Genomic DNA, 25,818 nt, shown 5'->3' on the forward strand with positions numbered 1-25,818 from the left:
GCCTACGGTTGGAGGATCTTGTAGGCCGGGTAAGGCGAAGCCGCCACCCGGCACAACCCCATTAGCTAAACACCACCTGCGCCCAGCGCGCCAGCCCTGCCGTAACGGAGCCAAAGTCATCGCCACCGGCAATCGGGATCCCCGGCAGCTGTTCCGCCAGCGCTTTCTTGATCAGCGGCGAACGGGCGCTACCGCCAGTCAGGTAAATTACGTCCGGCTTCACGTTGCCGTTCTCAAGCGCCAGCTGCACCTGCTCCAGAATACGCTGAAGCGGCTGAGTCAGCGCCATTTCCAGCCCTTCCTGAGTGATAGCCGTAGCCAGATCGTCACTGATAAACGGCAGCGAAACCGCATGCTCTGGACGATCGGAAAGGGCAATTTTGCTCTCTTCGGCGGTGCGCACCACGCGGTAGCTCAGACGCTGACGCCACACCTTATACAGAAGTGCGACCTTCTCTGCATCCTGCGCATCACGCACCAGATCGTTGAGGAAACGGCCATTCGCGGTGCTGTAAAAATCACTCTGGGCAGGGACGTCGTTGATGGCAATCGCGTTCCACCACGGCAGGATCGGCAGGGCGATGCCTTTCTCGGTTTGACCGCCCATGCCGAGCAGCGGCATCAGGCTCTTGAAGGCCAGGGCAATATCCAGATCGTTACCGCCCACGCGGCAGCCGCTGTGCCCCAGCAGACTATTTTCACGATCGCGACGGTGATGCCACTGCGGACCCATCAGCAGTAATGAACAGTCCGTCGTACCGCCGCCGATGTCCACCACCAGCACCCGTTTCTCTTCCGTCAGCGTGGCTTCAAAATCCAGCCCCGCCGCAACCGGCTCATACTGGAACACCACGTCACGGAAGCCTGCCCGGTGCGCTGCACGCTCAAGGATCCCCTGCGCCTGCTGGTTGGCTTCGTCGCCGCCCAGCCCCTGAAAGTTAATCGGACGGCCAATCACCGCCTGGGTGATGGCATCCGGCACCTGAGACTGCGCCTGATTGCGGATGTGCAGCATCATCGCGCAGACCAGATCTTCAAACATCGCCACCTGCTGCGGCTTCATGCCGCTGGCGCCGAGGAAGGATTTCGGCGATTTAACGAAGTAGACCTCTTCCGGATCTTCAATGTACTGCCCGAGGGAAGAGAGGCCGAACTGCACGCTGGACGAGGTAACGTCGATATCTTCCTCGCGGTTAAAGCTGACCGCACGGCGCAGCAGCGCCTGGGTCTCCGCCGCCGTGGCCGGAACCTGATGGTGGCGGAACAGCCACTCGCTCACCGCTTCACGCGTGGGCGCACAAAGCATTGACGGCAACAGCGTACTGCCGTTTTCCATTTTCAGGAGCTGCGGTTGTCCGTTTTGCATTATCGCAACCGAGCAGTTTGCGGTGCCGTAGTCGAATCCAATAAACACAATAAATCCCCATGCCGGTGAGAAGGGGCGAGACTTTAGCGAAATGTCTGCCAGGCGACAACAGGAATATGAAAGCAAGGCGCAAGGCGATCTTTCGGTTTATGCTGAGGTAAATACAAAAGGAGAGACGATGTACACCCTGAACTGGCAACCGCCCTACGACTGGTCGTGGATGTTTGGCTTTCTTGCCGCGCGTGCGGTCACGGGGGTTGAGACCGTTACGGAGGATTACTACGAGCGCAGTTTTGGCTATGCCGGGCACCAGGGCGTTTTCCGGGTTACGCCAGACAGCGCAACCCCTACGCTGGCGGTGTCGCTCAGCCCTGGCCTGATCCCGGTGGCGGATATCTGCCTCGACCGCATCTCCCGCCTGTTTGACCTCGATTGCGACCCGCTGCACATTGCGCAGACTCTCGGCGAGCTCGGCGCGGCGCGGCCGGGCTTACGTTTGCCCGGCGCGATGGATGCATACGAGCAGGGCGTGCGCGCCATTCTCGGGCAACTGGTGAGCGTGGCGATGGCGGCAAAACTGGCGTCACGGGTGGTGGCGCTGTGCGGTGAACCCATTGAGGATGCGCCGGGCTATCTCTGCTTTCCTCCGCCAGAGGTGCTGGCCGCGGCAGATCCGCTGGCGTTGAAAGCCCTCGGGATGCCGCTCAGGCGTGCGGAGTCGTTGATTCATCTGGCGCAGTCGGTGGTGGACGGTGAATTCCCGCTGTTCCCGCCTGCGAACGTTGAGGCCGGGATGAAGGCGCTACAACAGCGCCCCGGCATCGGGCGCTGGACCGCGAATTATCTGGCCCTGCGCGGCTGACAGGCGAAGGATGTTTTCCTGCCGGATGACTATCTGATTAAACAGCGCTTTGCCGGTATGACGCCCGCGCAGATCCGTCGCTATGCCGAGCGCTGGCAGCCGTGGCGCTCGTATGCGCTGTTACATATCTGGTACACCGACGGCTGGTCGCCGTCAGTTGATGGCGAAATAGCTGGTATTCAGCAGTAGATCGAGCGGCTGCGCTTCCCCGATGGTGTCGCCGTAAATGAAGTCAACGCCGATGCCCGATAGCGTATCCATCATGATCGACTGATGGCATGGCCCGGCAATGGTTTTTATGCCCAGACGCTGGGCGTGGCCCTGAATGATTGTCACCATCATCTCATCCATCAGATTGCCGTGGACGTTAGTCACCACGTCTGCATCCAGCAGCAGATAATCAGCGGTATTGGCGCTGAGCTGGCTGAAGACGTTCATATCGCGTCCGACCCGGGTCAGCACCACGCGACAGCCAGCCTGACGAAGCTTTTGCAGACCCTGCTGCACGTTTTCATCTTTATTGCTCAGCACATCAGCGGCGATCGCCAGATGCAGCAGCCGCGCCGGCAGCGGACCTTTGGTAATGAGGTCGAGCAGCTCATCCACCAGCGTGACGCTGGCTAAACCCGCTTCTGAGAGCGGCAGCGCGACGCCCATTCCTTTGGCCGCCACCTGTGCGGCATAGGTACGGAAAAATTCGCTGAATATCCGTCGGTCCAGGGCGTGCAGCAGCTCCGGCTCCGCCAGCCCGGCGCGGAAGGCATGCTCTTCCAGCACTTCTCCCTGGCTGGTCCACAGCCGCAAGGAAATCAGCCAGAAGCTACTGCTCTCGGGAATGCGCGGCGAGGCGACGCTGCGGGCGATCATCAGCAGATGGTTATCTTTAATCATGTGCCACTGCTCATCCAGCGACATCATGCTGCGCGTGCTGTGGATCCGCTCCTGCTGGGGTTCGTAGACGGTGACCACGCCGCGCCCGCTGTTTTTCGAGGCGTAGCAGGCGATATCGGCCTGAGACATCACTTCCGCAGCCTGGTAATTGGTGTCGTCAATCAGCGTAATCCCCGCGCTGGCGCCAATGCGGTGCAGGCGTCCTTCCCAGGAAAAATGATAGTTGTTGATGGCGTCGATCAACCGGCCCGCAATATAGCGTGCGCTTTCGACGTTGCAGTCCGGCAGCAGCAGGCCAAACTCGTCGCCGCCCAGACGCGCCAGTACGTCGCTGGAGCGCAGCATGGTCAGCATCAGCGAAGAGAGTTCGCGCAGGAGAGCGTCGCCCGCCGCGTGGCCTGCCGTATCGTTCACCGCCTTAAAACGGTCAAGATCGATAAAGACCAGCGCGTGACGCTGATGGGTCTCCTGTACCGTCTGCAACAGGCGCTTCAGATGGTTTTCAAAGCTGACGCGGTTCGCCAGGTGGGTAAGGGCGTCATGGGAAGCGCTGTAGCTCAGCTGGCGCAGCATTTTGCGCGACTCGGTGACGTCCTGAATCACCAGCACCGAGCCGATGGTGTGTCCTTCCAGAGTGCTGAGGGGGGTTATGCTGTAATGAATGTCGAAACTGCCGCCATTGCGGCAGTTAAGCACCACATCCTGTTCGATATCGGTACGGGACATATCGCCGCTGTGGATGTTTTCCATTAACGGACCGTTCTCGCCGAAGGTAATGTGTAGCACCTTCAGAATGGGCTGACCCAGCGCTTCGCTTTGCGACCAGCCGCTCATCTTCTCGGCGACCGGGTTCATAAAGGTGATGTTCATGTCGATGTCGGTACACAGCACCGCTTCGCCGATAGAGTCGAGGGTGATATGCAGGCGCTCTTTTTCCTGGAATAGCGCCTCGTTCAGCTGCTTCACCTCGGTCATATCCATGTTGATCCCTAACAGCCGCTCCACTTCGCCCTGTTTGTTCAGCACCCGGTTCGCCAGCGAACGAATGTGGCGAATGCCATCCTTGACGCGAATGCGAAATTCCAGCTTGAAAGGTACCCTGGCCTGGAGTGACTCACGCAGGACCTGTTCGGCGTGCGTACGATCTTCAGGCACCATGGCCGCATGCCAGAGCTGCCAGGTGGGTTTAATGTGCGAGGGGATCTCGTACAGCTCAAACATCCGTTTATCCCAGCTGATTACGTCCGGCTCGAGATCCCACTCCCAAATCCCGATTCCGCCGGCTTCGTTAGCGAGAGTGATACGCTCCATCAGACGCTTATTCACCCACTCGGTCTGTTTCAGATCGTTGATGTCTTCAATCTGGGCAATAAAGTAGAGCGGGGTGCCGTCGGCATGGCGCACAACGGAGACGGCCAGCAGCGCCCACACCACCTCGCCGCTGCGGGTGTAGTAGCGTTTTTCGAGGGTGTAGGTGTTGATCTCGCCGTGAATCAGCTGTTGCAACTGTTCCAGGTCGGTATTTAAATCTTCCGGCCAGGTTAACTGCTGGAACGTGAGCGACTGAAGCTCAGACTGGCTGTAACCGAGGAAATTGCACAGCGCCTTGTTGGCCTGAAGCCACTGGCCCTCAATGCCCACCAGCGCCATACCAATCGCGGAATACTCCATCGCATTGCGAAAACGTTCTTCGCTTTCCGTAATATGTTTACGCTCGGCCCGGAAGGCATACATCACCATCGTCATAATGTTGGCGGGGAGCAGCATCATCAGGAAGGGGAGCCACGGCGCGTTGAAGGTGACGATCATGGTGGAGGGCGTCATGGAGAGCGGATTTCGCGCCATCATCAGGGACACCATCATGATGGTGAATAAAAATATCAGGAACGCTTCCATACGCGGCAGACGGACCGCGCTCCACATCAGTAGAACGATAATGCAGGTGAATGGCCACGGCAGCCAGGTGATTGCCGTCCAGCTAAGAACCAGCGTGACGACCAGGGTCACCAGCGTTTCCAGCAGCAGTTTCGGGTTGCGGTGGCGCAGCAGGTAATGCGGCTTAAACAGCAGACCTAACGGCACCAGCGCCAGTGCGCCAATGGCTTCTGAAAGTACCCAGACAAGGAAATTACGCAGCGGCTCCGCGCTCGGCACCAGAAAATGAACCAGAACGCCCCCCACCAGCGGCGGCACCAGGGCACTGCCGAGGGCAAGCCGGACCCAGTCGTTGAGGTTTTGCAGCGGGTTATACCAGGGGAGCAGCTTACGCAGTAACAGCGCGCCAACCGTGGCCTCAATGATATTGATCGCCGTGTAGGTGATGTTGATCGATGCCCATGAGAAGAGCATCCACGAGGCAAAAATATTGCCAAAGGAGCAGGCGAGCGCAATGCCGGGCCACATTTTTCCCGCATGGCGGTAAAACGCCACCATCATAATTGAAGTCGGGAACCATAGTGGCGCCAGCAGCGTACCGAAGCGAGTCAGCTCGAGGGAAAATAAGGTGAAGATGAACGTGACCAGACCCAGACAGACAAGCCGCAGTAAAGGATGTGGGGTAGTAACCAAAACCCGCTGGTATTGTTTATTCATTACCGCTCTATCCAGGGACGCCATGTTGTCAGGAGCCAGGTCCGGACGCGTGAAATTAATAATTTGGTTTATGCTAGTACAAACATTTTACAATTCATATGCTGAGTGGTCAGATTTTGACTTCATAGACTTATAAAATAGTTACTCTGCGAAGAAGGGTGATGAAATGGCGAAAAACCGCGCGTAAAAATTTTGCTAAAGGCGTGAAACAGCGCTTTTCAGCCCGCCTCGCATAACCTGCGCATTCGACTGGTATCACGCCCCCGAAATCCCTATAATTGCCGCGTTTGACGCTCCGGCGTCGTCCTTCCTTACATCCAGGTTAATCAGGTCGCTAAATTTATGACTGATAAGTCTCATCAGTGCGTCATCATAGGCATCGCCGGCGCATCGGCTTCAGGTAAAAGTCTTATTGCCAGTACGCTTTATCGCGAACTGCGTGAACAAGTGGGTGATGAGCATATCGGTGTGATTCCCGAAGATAGCTATTACAAAGATCAATCCCATCTTTCGATGGAAGAGCGCGTAAAAACCAACTACGACCACCCCAGTGCGATGGATCACAGCCTGCTGTTCCAGCATCTGGAAGCGCTCAAGCGCGGCGAGGCGATTGAGCTGCCCGTCTACAGCTACGTGGAACATACCCGCACCCAGGAAACGATCCGTATCGAGCCCAAGAAGGTGATTATCCTTGAAGGGATTTTGCTGCTCACCGACGCCCGTCTGCGGGAATCTATGAACTTCTCGATTTTCGTCGACACTCCGCTGGATATCTGCCTGATGCGGCGTATTAAACGCGACGTTAACGAACGCGGCCGCTCCATGGACTCCGTGATGGCGCAATATCAGAAAACCGTTCGCCCGATGTTCCTGCAATTTATTGAGCCTTCGAAACAATACGCCGATATTATCGTGCCTCGCGGCGGTAAAAACCGTATTGCCATTGATATCTTAAAAGCGAAAATCAGTCAGTTTTTTGAATAAGCCGTGTGAATTGTGTACCGTTCAGAGATAACCTGGTTTTGCCCTGACGCCGTAAGGCTTCAGGGCGCGATGCACGAAAGGAGAAAGTGCCATGCGTCTTTGTGACCGCGATATAGAAGCCTGGCTGGATGAAGGCCGCCTGTCTATCACCCCGCGTCCGCCGGTTGAGCGTATTAACGGCGTGACCGTCGATGTGCGTCTGGGGAATAAATTCCGCACCTTCAGCGGCCACACGGCACCGTTTATAGACCTCAGCGGGCCGAAAGACGAAGTCAGTGCGGCGCTGGATCGCGTCATGAGCGACGAAATCGTCATCGAAGAAGGAGAGGCGTTTTATCTCCATCCTGGCGAACTGGCGCTGGCGGTGACCTTTGAATCGGTCACGCTGCCTGCGGACCTGGTCGGCTGGCTTGACGGACGCTCTTCCCTGGCGCGTCTGGGCCTGATGGTGCACGTCACCGCGCACCGTATCGATCCGGGCTGGTCTGGCCGTATCGTGCTGGAGTTCTTTAACGCCGGTAAATTGCCGCTGGCGCTTCGTCCGGGAATGATGATTGGTGCGTTGAGCTTTGAACCGCTGACCGGCCCGGCAGACCGTCCTTATAACCGCCGTCAGGACGCAAAATATCGCGACCAGCAGGGTGCGGTTGCCAGTCGTATCGATAAAGACTGATCTGTGAGTTCACTGAGGAAGCCATGAGAAGAGTTCTGACAACGCTGATGATTTTGCTGGTGGTGCTGGTGGCTGGCCTTTCAGCGTTGGTGCTGCTGGTTAACCCGAATGACTTCCGGGCCTACATGGTGCGGCAGGTGGAAGCGCGCAGCGGGTATGAACTCAAGCTGGACGGGCCGCTGCGCTGGCACGTCTGGCCTCAGCTCAGCATTCTCTCCGGACGTATGTCCCTCACCGCGCCGGGTGCCGCGCAGCCGCTGGTCACGGCGGATAACATGCGTCTTGATGTCGCTCTCATCCCGCTCTTATCCCATCAGCTCCAGGTTGAACAGGTGATGCTGAAAGGGGCGGTGATTCAGCTTACGCCGCAAACCGAAGCCGTTCGTCAGGCGGATGCTCCGGTCGCACCGCGTGAAAACACCTTGCCTGACGTCCCGTCTGACACCGGCTGGTCGTTCGATATTGGTAATCTGAAAGTTGCTGACAGCGTGCTGGTTTTCCAGCATGAAGATGACGAACAGATCACCGTACGCAATATCAACCTCAGGATGGAGCAGGATGCCAACCATCACGCCACCATGGAGTTCTCCGGGCGGATCAACCGCAATCAGCGCGATCTCAACCTGTCGATGAACGCGAACGTGAACGCCTCTGACTATCCGCACCAGCTGACGGCGGACGTTCAGCAGCTCAACTGGCAGCTGACCGGCGCGGATTTACCCGCGAAGGGGATTGTCGGCCAGGGCACGATGCAGGCGGTGTGGCATGAAGAGCGCAAACAGCTCGAACTGAACGCGCTCAATCTCCAGGCCAACGACAGTGCCCTGAAGGGGCAGGCGAGCGTCACGCTTGATGAGAAACCTAAGTGGGTGCTGGATCTGCAATTCGACAAGCTGAACCTCGAGAACCTGCTTCCGCCCCAATCGGTGAACGCGACCGATGAGGGAGCCACGCAGGTGGGGCAAAGCCAGGTCACGCAGTCGCGTCCGGTGATCTCCTCAAATCTCGATCAGCCTGACTACAACGGCCTGCGCGGATTTACCGCCGACATTCTGCTGAAAGCGAACAGCGTGCGCTGGCGTGGGATTGATTTTACTGACGTCAGCAGCCAGATGTTCAACCACAACGGCCTGCTGGTCATCTCCGAGCTCAGCGGAAAAATGGGAGCAGGGAACCTCTCCCTGCCGGGCACGCTGGATGTACGCAAAGACGTTGCCAGCGCCGCGTTCCAGCCGCGTCTGGAAAACGTTGAGATTGGCACCATCCTGAAAGCCTTTAATTACCCGATTGCCCTCACGGGGCAGCTGTCGCTGGCAGGGGATTTCTCTGGTACGAAGATTGATGCGGACGCCTTCCGTCGTAGCTGGCAGGGGAAGGCGCACGTTGAGCTGAAAGATTCGCGCATGGAAGGGCTGAACTTCCAGCAGCTGGTGCAGCAGGCGGTAGAACGCAGCAGCAGCGTGAAAGCGAATGAAAACTACGACAGCGCAACCCGTCTGGACAGCTTTACCAGCGAGCTTGCCCTCGACAACGGTCAGCTCTCGCTTGACGACATGCAGGGGACTTCGTCACTGCTGGCGCTGACCGGAACCGGCGCGCTGGATCTGGTGAAAGAGACGGCAGACACCCGCTTCAACGTCCGCGTGAAGGCTGGCTGGGAAGGCGAAGGCCAGCTTGTGGAGTTCCTGAAAGAGACGCCGATACCGCTGCGCGTGTACGGAAAATGGCAGGAGTTGAATTACAGTTTGCAGGTCGATCAGATCCTGCGGAAGCACCTTCAGGATGAAGCGAAACGTCGGCTGAATGACTGGGCGGACCGCAATAAAGAGTCTCAGTCAGGTAAGGACGTGAAAAAGCTGCTCGATAAGCTGTGATGCCTGTTGTGCCGGGTGGCGGCTTTGTCTTACCCGGCCTATAAAAGCCAGACACCGTAGGCCGGGTAAGCGAAGCGCCACCCGGCTTTTTTACACCTCAAAATCCATCTCATCTTCACCGCGCAGCGGTATCAGCTGCACCTTCTGCACGCGATGGCTCTCTACCTGCAAGGTTTTGATCATGTAATCCCCCACCTGGACCTCTTCGCCCGGCTGCGGAATACGTTGCAGATATTCCATCAGCAAACCGGCGATGGTGTGGTATTCGCGCTTCTCATCCAGCGGAAGCGGAACGAACTGCACCAGATCTTCGAGCGGCATATGGCCGTTGGCGGTCCAGCTGCCGTCGGCGTTTTTCTGAATATCGTGACGCGCATCGATCTCATCCACCTCATTAGGCAGATTACCGGCGATGGTTTCCATCACGTCGCTGAGCGTTACCAGCCCTTCCACAGAACCAAACTCATCAACGACAAACGCGAAGTGGGTACGCGCGTTGCGGAACTGCTCCAGCGCGGAGAGCAGCGGCAGCGCTTCCGGGAAGACCAGCGGCTGGCGCACCAGCGCCCGCAGGTTGAGCGGCTCGCCGTGGAGCTGCTGTTGCAGGAGGTCAATCACGTGTACCACGCCCAGCAGCTCTTCTTCCTCTTCACCGCCGGTCACGACCACGCGGGTGTGCTGGTTTTTATCCAGCAGGGCGCGGATCTGCTCTTCCGGCGCCGTCAGGTCAATATGCTCAATGTCATGGCGGGAGGTCATGATACTGCTCACCGAGCGCTGGTTGAGGTTAAGCACGCGCTCTATCATCCGGCGTTCCTGCGGGTTGAAGATCTGCCCGTCGCTGTGGTCGGCAAGCATCGCCGCGGATTCAGCATCCAGCTCGGCATCCTCTTTTTTGCCGCTCAGCAGGCGCATCACCGTATCTGCGGTGCGCTGTCGTAATGTCTGGTTCGCGGAGAGAAAACGGCGACGGTTGAAAATGGCCAGCTGGTTGAGAAACTCAATCAGCACCGAGAAACCAATGGCGGCGTACAGATACCCTTTCGGGATATGGAAGCCAAAACCATCCGCGACCAGGCTAAAGCCAATCATCAGCAGGAAGCTCAGACAGAGGATGACGATAGTCGGGTGACTGTTCACGAAGCGCGTCAGGGCTTTACTGGCGATCACCATCAGGGTGATGGCGATGATCACCGCGGCCATCATCACCGCCAGATGGTCAACCATCCCGACGGCCGTGATCACGGAGTCGAGAGAAAAGACGGCATCCAGCACCACTATCTGCGCGACCACTGGCCAGAATTTTGCACCGCGTCGCTGGGTGGGGTTTTCACTGTCTTTTCCTTCCAGCCGCTCATTAAGCTCAACCGTGGCTTTGAACAGCAGGAACAATCCGCCGAAAAGCATGATCAGGTCGCGGGCGCTAAAGCTCAGACCCTGCACGCTGAATAAGGGTTTGGTCAGCGTCACCAGCCAGGAGATTGAGGCCAGTAACAGCAGACGCATCACCATGGCGAGCAGAAGACCCGTCACGCGGGCGCGGTCGCGTTGTGAAGAGGGTAATTTATCGGCAAGGATGGCGATAAACACCAGGTTATCAATGCCGAGCACTAATTCGATGACGACCAGCGTCACCAGCCCGGCCCAGATTGATGGATCGGCAATCCATTCCATAGTAAATGCAATACCTTCTGTTATATGACTAATGTCACACTTCGATCATGGATAAAGCCGACGGAAATTGCAATGCCGGGGTGAGATTTCTCTTAATGCTACACTCTGGTAAACCCCATTTGCCGGGCGGTGTAAATAAGTTAATTGCGAAGATTTAATTACACAAGTCGATATTTAGGAAATATCGCAATAAATGGTCCGGCGATCTATTTTGTCAATATAAAGAAAATCCGAAAACCTTAAAACTTTGCTCTTAATATTAATCTTAAAAACGAATATTAGGACGGTTGTCTCCTTGCCTGCTATTAGGTTAGCTGCAACAATTCTTCCAGCATCAAATGTTAAATCTCCTTGTTGCTATTTTTGTTTCGGTCTTTGGTGAAGGTTATACATTATCAATCGCCCCTGTGAGGCGTTTGATATATTTCGCAAAAGGCCTTATCCAAGAGGGTGTCTAACCATAACGCATTGTTTAGTCAGTGGATTGGTAACTGAAAGCCAAGGGCGGTAGCGTGCCTGAAAGCGTGTGAATCAGCCTCAATTATTCTGTCAATAGCCAATGGATGAATAAGCTTTTTTTAGGACTGATGCCAGTTATATTGCTAAATGATTAACTGCATTCTGATTGTCACCACGACCCGCGCTTATTTTAATTGCACAGGATAATTACTCTGCCAAAGTGATAAATAATCAATGATGAAATCCAAAATGAAATTGATGCCATTATTGGTGTCTGTGACCTTGATGAGTGGTTGCACGGTCTTTCCCGGCAGCAATATGTCGACAATGGGCAAGGATGTGATTAAACAGCAGGATGCTGATTTTGATCTCGACAAAATGGTGAATGTGTATCCATTAACCCCACGTCTGGTGGAACAATTACGCCCACGTCCAAATGTTGCTCAGCCAAATATGTCTCTGGACCAGGAAATTGCCTCTTACCAGTATCGCGTGGGTCCGGGTGACGTCATTAATGTGACCGTCTGGGATCACCCTGAACTGACCACGCCTGCGGGCCAGTACCGCAGCTCAAGTGACACCGGTAACTGGGTACAGTCCGATGGCACCATGTTCTATCCCTACATTGGCAAAGTGCACGTCGCGGGCAAAACGCTTGCTGAGATCCGTAGTGATATTACCGGCCGCCTGGCGCAGTACATTGCTGACCCGCAGGTGGACGTTAATATCGCCGCGTTCCGATCCCAGAAAGCCTATATCTCTGGCCAGGTCAACAAATCCGGTCAGCAGGCGATCACCAACGTCCCGCTCACCGTTCTCGATGCGATCAATGCCGCAGGCGGCTTAACCGACGGCGCTGACTGGCGCAACGTGGTGCTGACCCACAACGGCAAAGAGCAGCGCATTTCGCTTCAGGCGCTGATGCAAAACGGTGACCTGACCCAGAACCGCCTCCTTTATCCGGGCGATATTCTGTACGTGCCGCGCAACGACGATCTGAAAGTGTTCGTGATGGGTGAAGTGAAGAAACAGAGCACCCTCAAGATGGACTTCAGCGGTATGACCCTGACCGAAGCGCTGGGCAATGCGGAAGGCATCGATCTGACCGCCTCCAACGCCAGCGGTATCTTCGTGATCCGTCCTATCAAAGGCGAGAACGCGAAGGGCAAGATTGCCAACATCTACCAGCTGGATATGTCCGACGCGACGTCCCTGGTCATGGCAACGTCGTTCCGTCTCCAGCCGTACGATGTGGTCTATGTCACCACCGCGCCGGTTGCCCGCTGGAACCGTCTGATCAACCAGTTGCTGCCTACCATCAGTGGCGTTCGCTACATGACGGATACGGCGAGCGACGTTCATAACTGGTAAGCCGCGATGTTTAACAAAATTCTGGTGGTGTGCGTGGGGAACATTTGCCGTTCCCCCACGGCTGAAAGGCTGTTGAAAAATTACCAGCCTGCGTTAACGGTCGACTCCGCAGGGCTGGGCGCGCTGGTCGGAAAAGGTGCCGACGAACGTGCCGCAAGCGTTGCCCTTGAGCATAACCTCTCACTCGACGGGCACGTTGCCCGTCAGGTCTCTGGCCGGATGTGCCGGGAATATGACCTGATTCTCGCGATGGAAAAACGCCACATTCACGCGCTGTGCGATATCGCACCGGAGATGCGCGGCAAGGTGATGCTGTTTGGTCACTGGGATGGTGAGCGCGAAATTCCCGATCCGTATCGCAAGAGCCGCGAGGCCTTTGAGGCGGTATACACCTTACTAGACCAGTCTGCCCGTCAGTGGGCGCAGGCACTGAAAGCTCAGCAGGGATAACAATGACAGAAAAAACAAGACCTTCTGCCGCCCCGACGTCGGGCAGTGATGAAATCGATATCGGTCGCCTGGTCGGGACCGTTATTGAAGCGAAATGGTGGGTGCTGGGTATTACCGCCATCTTTGCCGTGGCGGCGATCGTTTATACGCTGTTCGCGACGCCTATTTACAGCGCCGACGCGCTGGTGCAGATCGAACAAAATACCGGAAACTCGCTGGTTCAGGATATCGGCTCGGCGCTGGCCAACAAGCCGCCGGCATCGGAAGCCGAAATTCAGCTGATCCAGTCGCGCCTGGTACTGGGCAAAACGGTTCACGATCTGGGGCTGGATATCGCGGTTACCAAAAACACCTTCCCGGTATTTGGCGCAGGCTGGGATCGCCTGATGGGGCGCAGTAACGATACGGTAAAAGTGACCGACTTCGTGATCCCAAAAGGGGCAGGGGACCAAACCTTTACCCTGACCGTGCTGGGACCAAAACAGTATCAACTGACCAGCGACGCGGGCTTCAGCGCACGCGGTGAGGTGGGGCAGATGCTGACCAAAGAGGGCGTCAGCATCAAGGTCAGCGCAATTCAGGCGCATGAGGGCGGGGAGTTTACGGTCACCAAATTCTCGACGCTCGGGATGATCAACAACCTGCAAAACAACCTGACCGTCACCGAAAACGGCAAGGACACCGGCGTCCTGAGCATGACCTTCACCGGTGAAGACAAGGATCAAATTCGCGACATCCTCAATAGCATCACCCGCAACTATCTGGAGCAGAACGTTGAGCGCAAGTCAGCGGAAGCCGCAAAAAGCCTGGCGTTTCTCAGTAAACAGCTGCCGGAGGTGCGCGCCCGTCTGGATGACGCTGAGAACAAGCTGAACGCGTACCGTCAGGACAAGGATTCCGTCGATCTGCCGCTGGAGGCGAAATCGGTTCTCGACTCCATGGTGAATATTGATGCGCAGCTGAACGAGCTGACCTTCAAAGAGGCGGAGATTTCCAAGCTCTATACCAAACGTCACCCGGCGTACCGCACGCTGCTGGAGAAACGTCGTACCCTGGAAGAAGAGAAGGCGAAGCTGAATGACCGCGTGACCGCGATGCCGAAGACGCAGCAGGAAATTGTACGCCTGACGCGTGATGTGGAATCCGGCCAGCAGGTTTACATGCAGCTGCTGAACAAACAGCAGGAGCTGAAAATCACCGAAGCCAGCACCGTCGGCGACGTGCGTATCGTTGACCCGGCGATTACCCAGCCGGGCGTGCTGAAGCCGAAGAAAGCGCTGATTATCCTCGGCAGCATTATTCTCGGCCTGATGCTTTCCATTGTCGGCGTGCTGCTGCGCTCGCTGTTCAACCGCGGTATCGAAAGCCCGCAGGTGCTGGAAGAGAACGGGATCAGCGTGTACGCCAGCATCCCGCTTTCAGAGTGGCAGAAGTCCCGTGACAGCGTGAAAACCGTTAAGGGCGTCAAGCGTTACAAACAGAGCCAGCTGCTGGCCGTGGGTAACCCGACTGACCTGGCGATTGAAGCGGTGCGCAGCCTGCGTACCAGCCTCCACTTCGCCATGATGCAGGCCAAAAACAACGTCCTGATGATGACCGGTGTCAGCCCGTCAATCGGTAAAACCTTCGTCTGCGCCAACCTGGCGGCGGTGGTGAGCCAGACCAACAAGCGCGTGCTGTTGATCGACTGCGATATGCGTAAGGGCTACACCCACGAGCTGCTGGGCACCAACAACGTTAACGGTCTGTCAGAAATCCTGCTCGGTAAAGGGGAAATCAGCGAGAGCGCCAAGCCGACGTCGATTCCGAAATTTGACCTGATCCCGCGCGGTCAGGTGCCGCCGAACCCGTCTGAACTGCTGATGAGCGAGCGCTTCACGCAGCTGATTGAGTGGGCGAGCAAAAACTATGACCTGGTGCTGATCGATACCCCACCAATTCTGGCGGTTACCGACGCCGCCGTGGTAGGGCGTCATGCGGGCACCACGCTGATGGTCGCACGCTATGCGGTGAACACCCTGAAGGAAGTGGAAACCAGCCTGAGCCGCTTTGAGCAGAACGGTATTGAGGTGAAGGGGGTCATTCTGAACTCCATCTTCCGCCGCGCGACCGGATACCAGGATTACGGCTACTACGAGTACGAATACAAGTCTGACAGTAAATAATAATCCCCCTCATCCTAACCCTCTCCCCAGGGGGGAAGGAGGACTGCATGGTGCAGCTTTTCTCCCTCTCCCTCCGGGAGAGGGGCGGGGTGAGGGATAAGGGGAAGACCATGACCACACAACGCCCTTTGATTTCTATCTATATGCCGACATGGAATCGTCAGCAGCTGGCGATCCGCGCGATTAAATCGGTCCTGCGTCAGGATTACGATAACTGGGAACTGATTATCGTGGATGACTGTTCCTCCTCTTACGAACAACTGCAAAAGTTTGTTGAAGACCTGAACGACCCGCGCGTGGTGTACACGCACAACGCCATCAACTCCGGGGCGTGTGCGGTGCGCAACCAGGCGATTATGCAGGCGAAAGGGCAGTATCTGACCGGTATCGACGACGATGACGAATGGACGCCAAACCGTCTGTCAATCTTCCTGTCGCACAAAGCGCAGCTGGTGACCCACGCGTTTCTGTATGCCAATGACTATGTTTGCCAGGGCGAGGTCTATTCGCAGCCGGCCAGCCTGCCGCTGTATCCGAAATCACCGTATTCCCGCCGCCTGTTCTACAAGCGCAACATTATCGGCAATCAGGTGTTTACCTGGGCATGGCGCTTTAAGGAGTGCCTGTTCGATACCGAGCTGAAGGCCGCGCAGGATTACGACATCTTCCTGCGGATGGTGGTGGAGTACGGCGAGCCGTGGAAGGTGGAAGAGGCCACGCAGATCCTGCACATCAATCACGGGGAGATGCAAATCACCTCGTCGCCGAAGAAATTCTCGGGCTACTTCCATTTTTACCGCAAGCACAAGGACAAGTTTGACCGTGCCAGCCGGAAGTATCAGCTCTTTACCCTGTATCAGATCCGCAACAAGCGCATGAACTGGCGCACGCTGCTGACGCTGCTGTCGGTACGTAACGGCAAGCGTCTGGCTGACGGGCTTCGGGGGAAATAATGTTTCTGGAAGATTGCCGCGCTAACAGCTGGAGCCTGCGCCCGTGCTGCATGGTTCTGGCCTACCGTATTGCGCACTTTTGCTCGGTGTGGCGCAAAAAAAATGTGCTGAACAATATCTGGGCCGCGCCGGTGCTGGTGCTGTACCGCATCATCACCGAATGCTTTTTTGGCTATGAAATTCAGGCCGCTGCCACCATTGGCCGCCGCTTTACCATTCATCACGGCTATGCGGTGGTCATCAACAAGTTCGTCGTCGCGGGTGATGATTTCACCATTCGCCACGGGGTGACAATCGGCAACCGCGGGCCAGACAGCCTGGCCTGCCCGGTGATTGGCAATAACGTCGAGTTGGGCGCCAACGTGGTGATGATCGGGGACATTACCGTGGGTAATAACGTGACGATTGGCGCAGGCAGCGTGGTGCTGGACAGCATTCCGGACAACGCGCTGGTGGTGGGCGAGAAAGCCCGCGTGAAGGTGATTAAATGAACATTCTGCAATTTAACGTACGCCTCGCAGAGGGCGGGGCGGCAGGCGTAGCGCTGGATCTGCACCAGCGCGCGCTGCAAAAAGGACTCCAGTCGCGCTTTGTTTACGGTTACGGTAAAGGCGGCAAGAAAAGCGTCAGCCATGATAACTATCCGCAGGTGCTGAAGCAGACGCCACGTCTGACCTCCATCGCCAATATTGCGCTGTTCCGCCTGTTTAACCGCGACCTGTTCGGCAACCTGAATAATCTCTACCGCACCGTCACCCGCACTCGCGGCCCGGTTGTGCTGCACTTCCACGTGCTGCACAGCTACTGGCTGAATCTGGAAGAGGTGGTGGCGTTTTGTGGCAAGGTGAAGGCGCACAAGCCGGATACCCGATTTGTCTGGACGCTGCACGACCACTGGAGCGTGACCGGACGTTGCGCCTTTACCGACGGCTGCGAAGGCTGGAAAGATAACTGCCAGAAATGCCCTACGCTCAGCAACTACCCGCCGGTGAAGGTCGATCGCGCGCATCAGCTGGTTGAGGGTAAGCGTCAGCTGTTCCGCGATATGCTCTCGCTCGGCTGCACCTTTATCTCCCCAAGCCAGCACGTGGCGGACGCTTTTAATAGCCTGTACGGAGCAGGGCGCTGCCAGATCATCAACAACGGTATTGATGTGGCAACGGAAGCGATCCTGGCCGAACTGATGCCCGTAGCCGTTACCCCCGGTAAGCCGAAAATTGCGGTCGTCGCCCATGACCTGCGCTACGACGGCAAAACCAACCAGCAGCTGGTGCGCGACATGATGGCGCTCGGCGACAAAATTGAGCTGCATACCTTTGGCAAATTCTCGCCGTTTGATGGCGCTAACGTGGTGAACCACGGGTTTGAAACCGACAAGCGCAAACTGATGAGCGCGCTGAACGGTATGGACGCGCTGGTGTTCAGCTCCCGCGTGGACAACTACCCGCTGATCCTGTGCGAAGCGCTCTCCATCGGCGTACCGGTGATTGCCACCCACAGCGACGCCGCGCGGGAAGTGCTGGAGAAATCCGGCGGTAAAACCTTCAGTGAAAATGAGGTGCTGCCGCTGGTGCAGTTGTCGAAGGCCGATATCGCGCAGGCTGTTTTTGGCACGGACCTGGAATCGTTCCGCAACCGTAGCCGCAAAGCGTACAGTGGACAACAGATGCTGGAGGAGTATGTCTCGTTCTATCAGAATCTGTAGTTATCTGCTGCTGCCGCTGATCTACCTGCTGGTCAACGTTAAGATTGCCCAGCTCGGTGAAAGCTTCCCGATCACTATCGTCACCTTCCTGCCGGTTCTGCTGTTGCTTTACGTTGACAAGCTTAACCTCAAAAAGCTGATGATTTCACTGGGCATCGGGTTTGGTCTGACGGCGTTTAACTACATCTTTGGTCAGTCGCTGGACGCCAGCAAATATGTCACCTCCACCATGCTGTTTGTTTATATCGTTATCATTATTGGCATGGTGTGGAGTATTCGCTTTAAAACTATTTCTCCGCACAATTATAGGAAAATCCTCAGGTTCTTTTATATTGTCGTCGGGCTGATTGTTGTGCTTGCGGCAATGGAGATGGCGCAAATTATTCTCACAGGCGGCAGTAGCCTGATGGAAATAATTTCGAAATATCTTATATACAGTAACAGCTATGTACTGAACTTCATTAAGTTTGGTGGCAAGCGTACAACCGCGCTCTATTTTGAACCGGCGTTTTTTGCTCTGGCATTAATCTCAATTTGGCTCAGCATCAAACAGTTCGGTATCAAAACCCCCAAGACCGATGCTATGATTCTTGCAGGAATCGTTCTGTCAGGGTCGTTCTCCGGGGTAATGACGTTTATTCTGTTTTACCTGCTGGAGTGGGCGTTCCAGTACCTGAACAAAGAGGCGATTAAGAAAAAACTGCCGCTGGCGATAATCTCTCTGACGGTATTTTTAGTGGGCGTAATATTTGCGTTTCCGTACATTTCTGAACGTCTGGGTGATTTGGGAACGGAAGGTTCGTCGTCCTATTATCGCATCATTGGTCCACTGGTGATGGTGGGTTATTCCTTAACCCATATTGATGGCGTAGTAAGATTCGGCTCACTTTACGAATATGTTGCATCATTCGGAATCTTTAACGGTGCGGATGTCGGTAAAACCATAGACAATGGTCTGTATCTGTTAATTATCTATTTTTCCTGGTTCGCCGTACTGTTGACACTGTGGTATCTGTTTAAAGTTTTCAAAATGATGATTAACGCGTTTGGTGATAACCAGAACTTTCGCGTGCAACTTTATCTGTTCACACCGGTGTCGTTGTTTTTTACCGGGTCAATATTTAGCCCGGAATATGCATTCTTAATTGTATGTCCGTTTATTTTGCGCAAAGCGCTGAATATTACGAGCGTATGACGAAATGAGGTGATTTATGTTTCTTAGCGTCATTACTGTCGCCTTTCGTAACTACGAAGGGGTGGTAAAAACCTGGCGCTCGCTGCGCAACCTGGCGCGCGATCCGAGCCTCACCTTTGAGTGGATCGTGGTCGATGGCGGCTCGAACGACGGCACGGCGGAGTTCCTGGAAAAACTCAACGGTGAGTTCAACTTACGTTACATCAGCGAGAAAGATAAAGGTATTTACGATGCCATGAATAAAGGCATCAACATGGCGCAGGGGCGTTACGCGATCTTCCTCAATTCCGGCGATGTGTTCCATGAAGATGTGGCGCTGTTTGCCCGTCAACTGGCGCGCCAGAAAGAAGATGCCATGTTTATTGGTGATGCGCTGCTTGATTTCGGCGAGGGGAAAAAAGTGCTGCGCGGCGCGAAACCAGGCTGGTATATCTACCACAGCCTGCCGGCCAGCCATCAGGCTATTTTCTTCCCAATGAGCGGCCTGAAAAAACAGCCTTACGATTTGCGCTATAAAGTGTCATCAGATTATGCCCTGGCCGCCAGCCTGTACAAATCTGGCTACCCGTTCCGTCGAATTAAAGGACTGGTATCTGAATTTTCAATGGGTGGCGTGTCAACCTCGAATAATCTGGAACTGTGCCAGGATGCCAAAAACGTGCAGCGTAAAATATTACGCGTGCCGGGGTTCTGGGCGGAATTATCTTATTTCTTACGTCTGAAAACGACGGGTAAAGCGAAAGCCTTATATAACAAAGCCTGAGATATAAGGAAACGTAATGCAGGAATTAAAGGGATTCTCCGTGCCGAAAGGTTTTCGGGGCGGGAGCGGTATTAAAGTACAACTGTGGTGGGCTGTACAGGCAACGTTATTTGCCTGGTCGCCGCAAATACTGTACCGCTGGCGCGCATTTTTACTGCGTCTGTTTGGCGCAAAAATAGGAAAAAACGTAGTCATTCGACCTTCGGTGAAAATTACTTATCCCTGGAAATTAACGCTTGGGGATTACGCCTGGGTTGGGGATGACGCAGTGTTATATACCCTTGGCGAGATTACGATTGGCGCAAATTCGGTGGTTTCACAGAAGTGTTATTTGTGCACCGGCAGCCACGATTTTATGAGCCCGCATTTTGATATCACCGCTTCGCCTGTTGTGATCGGTGAAAAATGCTGGCTGGCAACAGACGTCTTTGTTGCACCCGGTGTTTCTGTTGGCGATGGCACGGTAGTCGGTGCCCGCAGCAGCGTTTTTAAATCGCTACCGGCAAATAAAATTTGCCGTGGCAACCCCGCAGTGGTGATACGCGAACGCGTTGAAACTGAAAAACTTTGATAAGTACAGAGGAATATAAACATGTCTAAAGTCGCTCTCATCACCGGCGTTACCGGACAAGATGGTTCTTACCTGGCAGAATTGCTGCTGGAAAAAGGGTATGAAGTTCACGGTATTAAGCGTCGTGCCTCTTCATTCAACACCGAGCGTGTCGATCACATTTACCAGGATCCGCATGCGGCAAACCCGAAATTCCATCTGCATTACGGCGACCTGACCGATACCTCCAACCTGACCCGCATCCTGCAAGAAGTACAGCCGGACGAAGTGTACAACCTGGGGGCAATGAGCCACGTTGCGGTTTCCTTCGAGTCCCCGGAGTACACCGCTGACGTGGATGCGATGGGTACGCTGCGTCTGCTGGAAGCGATTCGCTTCCTTGGTCTTGAGAAGAAAACCCGCTTCTACCAGGCATCTACCTCTGAGTTGTACGGTCTGGTGCAGGAAATTCCGCAGAAAGAGACCACGCCGTTCTACCCACGTTCTCCGTACGCTGTGGCGAAACTGTACGCTTACTGGATCACCGTGAACTACCGTGAATCCTACGGCATGTACGCCTGTAACGGCATTCTGTTCAACCACGAATCTCCGCGTCGCGGCGAAACCTTCGTGACCCGCAAAATCACCCGCGCGATCGCCAACATCGCTCAGGGCCTGGAGTCTTGCCTGCACCTCGGCAACATGGATTCCCTGCGTGACTGGGGCCATGCGAAAGACTACGTGAAAATGCAGTGGATGATGTTGCAGCAGGAACAGCCAGAAGACTTCGTGATCGCGACCGGCGTGCAGTACTCCGTACGTCAGTTCGTTGAGATGGCTGCGGCACAGCTGGGCATCAAGCTGCGCTTCGAAGGCACCGGCGTGGAAGAGAAGGGTATCGTTGTTTCCGTAACCGGCCACGACGCACCGGGCGTGAAGCCAGGCGACGTGATTGTCCAGGTTGATCCGCGTTACTTCCGTCCTGCTGAAGTGGAAACCCTGCTGGGCGACCCAACCAAAGCGCACGAGAAGCTGGGCTGGAAACCAGAAACCACCCTGCAAGAAATGGTATCCGAGATGGTGGCCAAAGATCTTGAAGCAGCGAAAAAACACTCCCTGCTCAAGTCTCATGGCTACGAGGTTGCCATCGCGCTGGAGTCCTGAGAATGACAAAACAACGTATTTTTGTCGCCGGTCATCGCGGAATGGTGGGTTCCGCGATTGTTCGCCAGCTGAAACAGCGCGGCGACGTTGAGGTGATTGTTCGCACCCGCGACGAGCTGAACCTGCTTGACAGCAAAGCGGTGCAGGACTTCTTCGCCAGCGAACGTATCGACCAGGTGTATCTGGCGGCGGCGAAGGTGGGCGGCATTGTCGCTAACAACACCTACCCGGCGGATTTCATCTACGAGAACATGATGATTGAGAGCAACATCATTCACGCGGCGCATCTGCACAACGTGAATAAACTGCTGTTCCTCGGCTCATCCTGTATCTACCCGAAAATGGCGAAGCAGCCGATCGCCGAGAGCGAACTGTTGCAGGGCACGCTTGAAGCCACCAACGAGCCGTATGCGATTGCCAAAATTGCCGGGATCAAGCTGTGTGAATCCTACAACCGTCAGTATAACCGCGACTATCGCTCGGTGATGCCGACCAACCTGTACGGACCGCACGACAACTTCCACCCGAGCAATTCGCACGTGATCCCGGCGCTGCTGCGTCGTTTCCACGAGGCGACTGCCGAAAACGCCCCGGATGTGGTGGTGTGGGGTAGCGGTACGCCAATGCGCGAGTTCCTGCACGTGGACGACATGGCGGCGGCCAGCATTCACGTCATGGAGCTGGATCGCGAGGTGTGGCAGGAAAACACCGAGCCGATGCTGTCGCACATTAACGTCGGGACCGGCGTGGACTGCACCATTCGCGAGCTGGCACAGACCATCGCGCAGGTGGTGGGCTACAAAGGACGCGTGGTGTTTGACGCCACCAAACCGGACGGCACGCCGCGCAAGCTGCTGGACGTGACCCGTCTGCATCAGCTGGGCTGGTATCACGAGGTCTCACTGGAGCAGGGGCTGGCCAGCACCTACCAGTGGTTCCTGGAAAACCAGCACCGCTTCCGGGGGTAATGATGTTTTTAAGTCAGGAAGATTTTGCCACGGTAGTGCGTTCCACTCCGCTGATCTCAATTGATTTGATCGTGGAGAACGAACGCGGCGAGTTCTTGCTGGGGAAACGAACCAATCGTCCTGCACAGGGCTTCTGGTTCGTGCCCGGCGGGCGCGTGCAGAAGGATGAGACGCTTACCGATGCGTTTGAGCGTCTCACTCTGGCGGAACTGGGCCTGCAACTGCCGATGGCAGCGGGCCAGTTTTACGGGGTCTGGCAGCACTTCTATGACGATAACTTTTCAGGCACCGGGTTCACCACGCACTACATCGTGCTGGGGTTCCGCCTGAAGGTGAGTGAGGCAGACCTGCGTCTGCCTGATTCTCAGCATGACGATTACCGCTGGTTAACGCCAGAGGCGCTGCTGGCAAGCGACAACGTCCATGACAACAGTCGGGCGTACTTCCTTGCGGAACGTCAGGCCGAGGTGCCAGGTCTATGAAAATCCTCGTCTACGGAATTAACTACTCGCCGGAGCTTACCGGTATCGGGAAATACACCGGCGAGATGGTCGAGTGGATGGCGAGCCAGGGACATGACGTGCGGGTGATTACTGCCCCGCCGTATTACCCGGAGTGGAAGGTAGGCGAACGCTATTCCAGCTGGCGCTACCGCCGCGAAGAGGGCGCCGCGACCGTCTGGCGCTGCCCGCTCTACGTGCCGAAACAGCCCTCGACGCTGAAACGTTTAATTCATCTGGGCAGCTTTGCCCTGAGCAGTTTCTTCCCGCTGATGGCGCAGCGTCGCTGGAAGCCGGATCGCATCATCGGCGTGGTGCCGACGCTGTTCTGTACGCCAGGCATGCGCCTGCTGGGCAAACTCTCCGGCGCGCGCACCCTGCTGCACATTCAGGATTATGAAGTGGACGCCATGCTCGGGCTGGGGATGGCCGGGAAAGGCAAGGGCGGCAAGGTGGCGAAGCTCGCCAGCGCCTTTGAGCGCAGCGGCCTGCACAACGTAGATTACGTCTCGACCATTTCGCGCTCGATGATGAACAAGGCGCAGGAGAAGGGCGTCCCGGCGGAAAAAGTGATCTTCTTTCCGAACTGGTCCGAAGTGGCGCGCTTCCGCGATGTGACAGACCAGGATGCGCAGGCGTTACGCGCGCAGCTCGGGTTGCCTGCTGAGCAAAAAATCATTCTTTACTCAGGCAACATCGGCGAAAAACAGGGGCTGGAGAGCGTGATTGACGCCGCGCTTCAGCTGAGCGAACACCCGTGGATGTTCGTGATAGTCGGGCAGGGCGGCGGTAAAGCGCGGCTGGAAAAAATGGCCAGCGAGCGCGGACTGACCAACATCCGCTTCTTCCCGCTTCAGTCTTATGACGCGCTGCCCGCGCTGCTGAAAATGGCGGATTGCCATCTGGTGGTGCAAAAACGCGGCGCGGCGGATGCGGTGCTGCCGTCCAAGCTGACCAACATTCTGGCAGTGGGCGGAAACGCGGTGATTACGGCAGAAGCCGCAACAGAATTAGGCCAGCTGTGCAACAGCTACCCGGGCATTGCCGTTTGCGTGGAGCCGGAATCGGTTCCTGCGCTGGTGACCGGAATTGAGCAGGCACTCGCCATGCCAAAAGAGAACACGGTGGCACGTGAATATGCCGAACGCACGCTCGAGAAAGAGAACGTGCTGAGCCAATTTATTGCAGATATACGGGGATAAATCATGAGTCAAACCACTTTGTATCCGGTCGTAATGGCGGGTGGATCCGGGAGCCGGTTGTGGCCACTGTCCCGCGTGCTTTATCCAAAACAATTTCTGTGCCTGAAAGGCGACCTCACCATGCTGCAAACGACGGTTAACCGTCTGCACGGCGTGGAGTGTGAAAGCCCGGTGGTGATCTGTAACGAACAGCACCGCTTTATCGTTGCCGAGCAGCTGCGCCAGCTGAACAAACTGACCGAAAATATCATTCTGGAGCCTGCCGGACGCAACACGGCGCCTGCCATTGCCCTCGCGGCGCTGGCGGCAAAACGCAGCAGCCCGGACTGCGACCCGCTGATGCTGGTGCTGGCGGCTGACCACGTAATCCAGCAGGAAGAGGCCTTCCGCGACGCGGTACGCGCCGCGATTCCTTACGCTGAGAACGGCAAGCTGGTGACCTTCGGCATCGTGCCGGATCTCCCGGAAACCGGCTATGGCTATATTCGTCGCGGCAGCGTTACGCCTGGTGAAGGCGACAGCGTGGCCTTTGACGTGGCGCAGTTTGTCGAAAAACCGAATCTGGAAACCGCGCAGGCGTACGTGGCCAGCGGGGAATACTACTGGAACAGCGGTATGTTCCTGTTCCGCGCCGGTCGCTACCTGGAAGAGCTGGAAAAATATCGCCCGGATATCTTACGCGCCTGCGAAAAAGCGATGGCGGTGGTGGATCCGGATCTCGATTTTATCCGTGTGGACGAAGAAGCCTTCCTCGCCTGTCCGGAAGAGTCCATTGACTATGCGGTAATGGAACGTACGGCAGATGCGGTAGTGGTACCGATGGATGCGGGCTGGAGCGACGTCGGCTCCTGGTCGTCACTGTGGGAGATCAGCGCGCATACCCCGGAGGGTAACGTCCATCACGGGGATGTGATCAGCCACAAAACGGAAAACAGCTACGTCTACGCCGAATCTGGCCTCGTCACCACGGTAGGGGTGAAGGATCTGGTGGTCGTGCAGACCAAAGACGCGGTGCTGATTGCCGACCGTAATGCCGTGCAGGACGTTAAAAAAGTGGTGGAGCAGATCAAGGCCGATGGCCGCCACGAACACCATATTCACCGCGAAGTCTACCGCCCGTGGGGCAAATATGACTCCATCGACGCCGGCGAGCGTTACCAGGTGAAACGCATCACCGTGAAGCCGGGAGAAGGGCTGTCGGTGCAGATGCACCATCACCGCGCCGAACACTGGGTGGTGGTGGCGGGGACCGCCAAAGTGACCATCGACGGTGAAGTGAAGCTGCTCGGTGAAAACGAGTCCATTTATATTCCGCTGGGGGCGACGCACTGTCTGGAGAACCCGGGGAAAATTCCGCTCGACTTAATTGAGGTGCGTTCCGGCTCCTATCTGGAAGAGGACGACATCATCCGCTTCCAGGATCGCTACGGGCGCGTGTAGCACTCCGCATCATGCCC

Annotated in this window: 20 protein-coding genes and 1 pseudogene; 18 read left to right on the forward strand and 3 right to left on the reverse strand. The window is 56.0% G+C overall.

The genetic code is table 11. The features are described 5' to 3' along the window. Positions 1 to 61: 61 nt before the first annotated feature. On the reverse strand, positions 62 to 1,414 hold the full coding sequence (yegD, locus tag IMQ56_RS11300; RefSeq protein ID WP_045349357.1) for a molecular chaperone: 1,353 nt from the start codon (positions 1,412 to 1,414) through the stop codon (positions 62 to 64). 130 nt (positions 1,415 to 1,544) lie between these two features. Here yegD and alkA point away from each other — a divergent pair. After that, a pseudogene (gene alkA / locus IMQ56_RS11305) lies at positions 1,545 to 2,417 on the forward strand (DNA-3-methyladenine glycosylase 2). Here the strand turns inward: alkA and IMQ56_RS11310 are convergent. Continuing rightward, the gene (locus tag IMQ56_RS11310) at positions 2,382 to 5,711 is read right to left on the reverse strand and encodes a diguanylate cyclase (RefSeq protein ID WP_126291887.1); all 3,330 of its coding nucleotides are present in this window, start codon (positions 5,709 to 5,711) and stop codon (positions 2,382 to 2,384) included. The pseudogene alkA and the gene IMQ56_RS11310 overlap by 36 nt on opposite strands. 342 nt (positions 5,712 to 6,053) lie before the next feature. Between IMQ56_RS11310 and udk the strand changes: the two genes are divergently transcribed. From udk to asmA, 3 genes are all read left to right on the forward strand, one after another. Beyond that, complete coding sequence (udk, locus tag IMQ56_RS11315; protein ID WP_000130320.1) at positions 6,054 to 6,695, forward strand: uridine kinase; 642 nt, start codon at positions 6,054 to 6,056, stop codon at positions 6,693 to 6,695. A gap of 91 nt (positions 6,696 to 6,786) precedes the next feature. Next, positions 6,787 to 7,368 carry a dCTP deaminase gene (gene dcd, locus IMQ56_RS11320; protein ID WP_006811250.1) on the forward strand — a complete coding sequence of 194 codons (582 nt, stop codon included), beginning with the start codon at positions 6,787 to 6,789 and terminating at the stop codon, positions 7,366 to 7,368. Between the two features lie 23 nt (positions 7,369 to 7,391). Further along, complete coding sequence (gene asmA, locus IMQ56_RS11325) at positions 7,392 to 9,242, forward strand: outer membrane assembly protein AsmA (protein WP_196063827.1); 1,851 nt, start codon at positions 7,392 to 7,394, stop codon at positions 9,240 to 9,242. Positions 9,243 to 9,332: 90 nt separating this feature from the next. Here asmA and IMQ56_RS11330 read toward each other — a convergent pair whose 3' ends face one another. Next, positions 9,333 to 10,916, reverse strand: a complete 1,584-nt coding sequence (locus IMQ56_RS11330; protein ID WP_040117855.1) for a TerC family protein — start codon at positions 10,914 to 10,916, stop codon at positions 9,333 to 9,335. Positions 10,917 to 11,609: 693 nt separating this feature from the next. Between IMQ56_RS11330 and IMQ56_RS11335 the strand changes: the two genes are divergently transcribed. The 14 genes from IMQ56_RS11335 (at position 11,610) to cpsB (ending at position 25,801) form a co-directional block, all read left to right on the forward strand. Further along, positions 11,610 to 12,746, forward strand: coding sequence for a polysaccharide export protein (locus tag IMQ56_RS11335; protein WP_003862079.1), 1,137 nt, complete (start codon positions 11,610 to 11,612; stop codon positions 12,744 to 12,746). Positions 12,747 to 12,752: 6 nt separating this feature from the next. Then, positions 12,753 to 13,196, forward strand: a complete 444-nt coding sequence (gene wzb / locus IMQ56_RS11340; RefSeq protein ID WP_003862078.1) for a low molecular weight protein-tyrosine-phosphatase Wzb — start codon at positions 12,753 to 12,755, stop codon at positions 13,194 to 13,196. Positions 13,197 to 13,198: 2 nt separating this feature from the next. After that, positions 13,199 to 15,361: a tyrosine-protein kinase Wzc gene (gene wzc, locus IMQ56_RS11345; RefSeq protein WP_015572374.1), complete on the forward strand. Its 2,163-nt coding sequence runs from the start codon at positions 13,199 to 13,201 to the stop codon at positions 15,359 to 15,361. A 110-nt stretch (positions 15,362 to 15,471) separates the two neighbouring features. Next, entirely contained in the window at positions 15,472 to 16,314 is an 843-nt protein-coding gene (gene wcaA / locus IMQ56_RS11350; RefSeq protein ID WP_017383272.1) for a colanic acid biosynthesis glycosyltransferase WcaA, read from the forward strand. Continuing rightward, positions 16,314 to 16,805: a colanic acid biosynthesis acetyltransferase WcaB gene (wcaB, locus tag IMQ56_RS11355; protein ID WP_003863505.1), complete on the forward strand. Its 492-nt coding sequence runs from the start codon at positions 16,314 to 16,316 to the stop codon at positions 16,803 to 16,805. Before wcaA ends, wcaB begins: the two co-directional genes overlap by 1 nt. Continuing rightward, positions 16,802 to 18,019 (forward strand): colanic acid biosynthesis glycosyltransferase WcaC, encoded by a 1,218-nt coding sequence (gene wcaC, locus IMQ56_RS11360; RefSeq protein WP_032669515.1) that lies wholly within the window; start codon positions 16,802 to 16,804, stop codon positions 18,017 to 18,019. The genes wcaB and wcaC overlap by 4 nt, the downstream gene beginning before the upstream one ends. After that, entirely contained in the window at positions 17,994 to 19,214 is a 1,221-nt protein-coding gene (gene wcaD, locus IMQ56_RS11365; protein WP_015572375.1) for a colanic acid polymerase WcaD, read from the forward strand. The genes wcaC and wcaD overlap by 26 nt, the downstream gene beginning before the upstream one ends. A 16-nt stretch (positions 19,215 to 19,230) precedes the next feature. Then, positions 19,231 to 19,977: a colanic acid biosynthesis glycosyltransferase WcaE gene (wcaE, locus tag IMQ56_RS11370; protein WP_003863510.1), complete on the forward strand. Its 747-nt coding sequence runs from the start codon at positions 19,231 to 19,233 to the stop codon at positions 19,975 to 19,977. Between the two features lie 16 nt (positions 19,978 to 19,993). Continuing rightward, positions 19,994 to 20,548: a colanic acid biosynthesis acetyltransferase WcaF gene (gene wcaF / locus IMQ56_RS11375; RefSeq protein WP_063134485.1), complete on the forward strand. Its 555-nt coding sequence runs from the start codon at positions 19,994 to 19,996 to the stop codon at positions 20,546 to 20,548. Between the two features lie 21 nt (positions 20,549 to 20,569). Next, positions 20,570 to 21,691: a GDP-mannose 4,6-dehydratase gene (gene gmd / locus IMQ56_RS11380; protein ID WP_003863514.1), complete on the forward strand. Its 1,122-nt coding sequence runs from the start codon at positions 20,570 to 20,572 to the stop codon at positions 21,689 to 21,691. A 2-nt stretch (positions 21,692 to 21,693) separates the two neighbouring features. Next, positions 21,694 to 22,659, forward strand: a complete 966-nt coding sequence (locus IMQ56_RS11385; protein ID WP_196063828.1) for a GDP-L-fucose synthase — start codon at positions 21,694 to 21,696, stop codon at positions 22,657 to 22,659. 2 nt (positions 22,660 to 22,661) lie between these two features. Further along, positions 22,662 to 23,141, forward strand: coding sequence for a GDP-mannose mannosyl hydrolase (locus tag IMQ56_RS11390; protein ID WP_065186924.1), 480 nt, complete (start codon positions 22,662 to 22,664; stop codon positions 23,139 to 23,141). Continuing rightward, positions 23,138 to 24,361 (forward strand): colanic acid biosynthesis fucosyltransferase WcaI, encoded by a 1,224-nt coding sequence (gene wcaI / locus IMQ56_RS11395; protein ID WP_022651482.1) that lies wholly within the window; start codon positions 23,138 to 23,140, stop codon positions 24,359 to 24,361. Before IMQ56_RS11390 ends, wcaI begins: the two co-directional genes overlap by 4 nt. Before the next feature lie 3 nt (positions 24,362 to 24,364). Next, positions 24,365 to 25,801 carry a mannose-1-phosphate guanyltransferase gene (gene cpsB, locus IMQ56_RS11400; RefSeq protein ID WP_017693088.1) on the forward strand — a complete coding sequence of 479 codons (1,437 nt, stop codon included), beginning with the start codon at positions 24,365 to 24,367 and terminating at the stop codon, positions 25,799 to 25,801. The last annotated feature ends 17 nt before the right edge of the window (positions 25,802 to 25,818 follow it).

It is taken from the genome of Enterobacter sp. Res13-Sevr-PEC09-46 (assembly GCF_015672585.1).
Classification (GTDB): Bacteria; Pseudomonadota; Gammaproteobacteria; order Enterobacterales; family Enterobacteriaceae; genus Enterobacter; species Enterobacter hormaechei_C.

Bases quoted from the DNA above. Each gene is read 5' to 3' on its own strand.
- IMQ56_RS11310 (WP_126291887.1), bottom strand. From the start codon at position 5,711: ATGAATAAACAATACCAGCGGGTTTTGGTTACTACCCCACATCCTTTA.
- udk (WP_000130320.1), top strand. From the start codon at position 6,054: ATGACTGATAAGTCTCATCAGTGCGTCATCATAGGCATCGCCGGCGCA.
- dcd (WP_006811250.1), top strand. From the start codon at position 6,787: ATGCGTCTTTGTGACCGCGATATAGAAGCCTGGCTGGATGAAGGCCGC.
- asmA (WP_196063827.1), top strand. From the start codon at position 7,392: ATGAGAAGAGTTCTGACAACGCTGATGATTTTGCTGGTGGTGCTGGTG.
- IMQ56_RS11330 (WP_040117855.1), bottom strand. From the start codon at position 10,916: ATGGAATGGATTGCCGATCCATCAATCTGGGCCGGGCTGGTGACGCTG.
- IMQ56_RS11335 (WP_003862079.1), top strand. From the start codon at position 11,610: ATGATGAAATCCAAAATGAAATTGATGCCATTATTGGTGTCTGTGACC.
- wzb (WP_003862078.1), top strand. From the start codon at position 12,753: ATGTTTAACAAAATTCTGGTGGTGTGCGTGGGGAACATTTGCCGTTCC.
- wzc (WP_015572374.1), top strand. From the start codon at position 13,199: ATGACAGAAAAAACAAGACCTTCTGCCGCCCCGACGTCGGGCAGTGAT.
- wcaA (WP_017383272.1), top strand. From the start codon at position 15,472: ATGACCACACAACGCCCTTTGATTTCTATCTATATGCCGACATGGAAT.
- wcaB (WP_003863505.1), top strand. From the start codon at position 16,314: ATGTTTCTGGAAGATTGCCGCGCTAACAGCTGGAGCCTGCGCCCGTGC.
- wcaC (WP_032669515.1), top strand. From the start codon at position 16,802: ATGAACATTCTGCAATTTAACGTACGCCTCGCAGAGGGCGGGGCGGCA.
- wcaD (WP_015572375.1), top strand. From the start codon at position 17,994: ATGTCTCGTTCTATCAGAATCTGTAGTTATCTGCTGCTGCCGCTGATC.
- wcaE (WP_003863510.1), top strand. From the start codon at position 19,231: ATGTTTCTTAGCGTCATTACTGTCGCCTTTCGTAACTACGAAGGGGTG.
- wcaF (WP_063134485.1), top strand. From the start codon at position 19,994: ATGCAGGAATTAAAGGGATTCTCCGTGCCGAAAGGTTTTCGGGGCGGG.
- gmd (WP_003863514.1), top strand. From the start codon at position 20,570: ATGTCTAAAGTCGCTCTCATCACCGGCGTTACCGGACAAGATGGTTCT.
- IMQ56_RS11385 (WP_196063828.1), top strand. From the start codon at position 21,694: ATGACAAAACAACGTATTTTTGTCGCCGGTCATCGCGGAATGGTGGGT.
- IMQ56_RS11390 (WP_065186924.1), top strand. From the start codon at position 22,662: ATGTTTTTAAGTCAGGAAGATTTTGCCACGGTAGTGCGTTCCACTCCG.
- wcaI (WP_022651482.1), top strand. From the start codon at position 23,138: ATGAAAATCCTCGTCTACGGAATTAACTACTCGCCGGAGCTTACCGGT.
- cpsB (WP_017693088.1), top strand. From the start codon at position 24,365: ATGAGTCAAACCACTTTGTATCCGGTCGTAATGGCGGGTGGATCCGGG.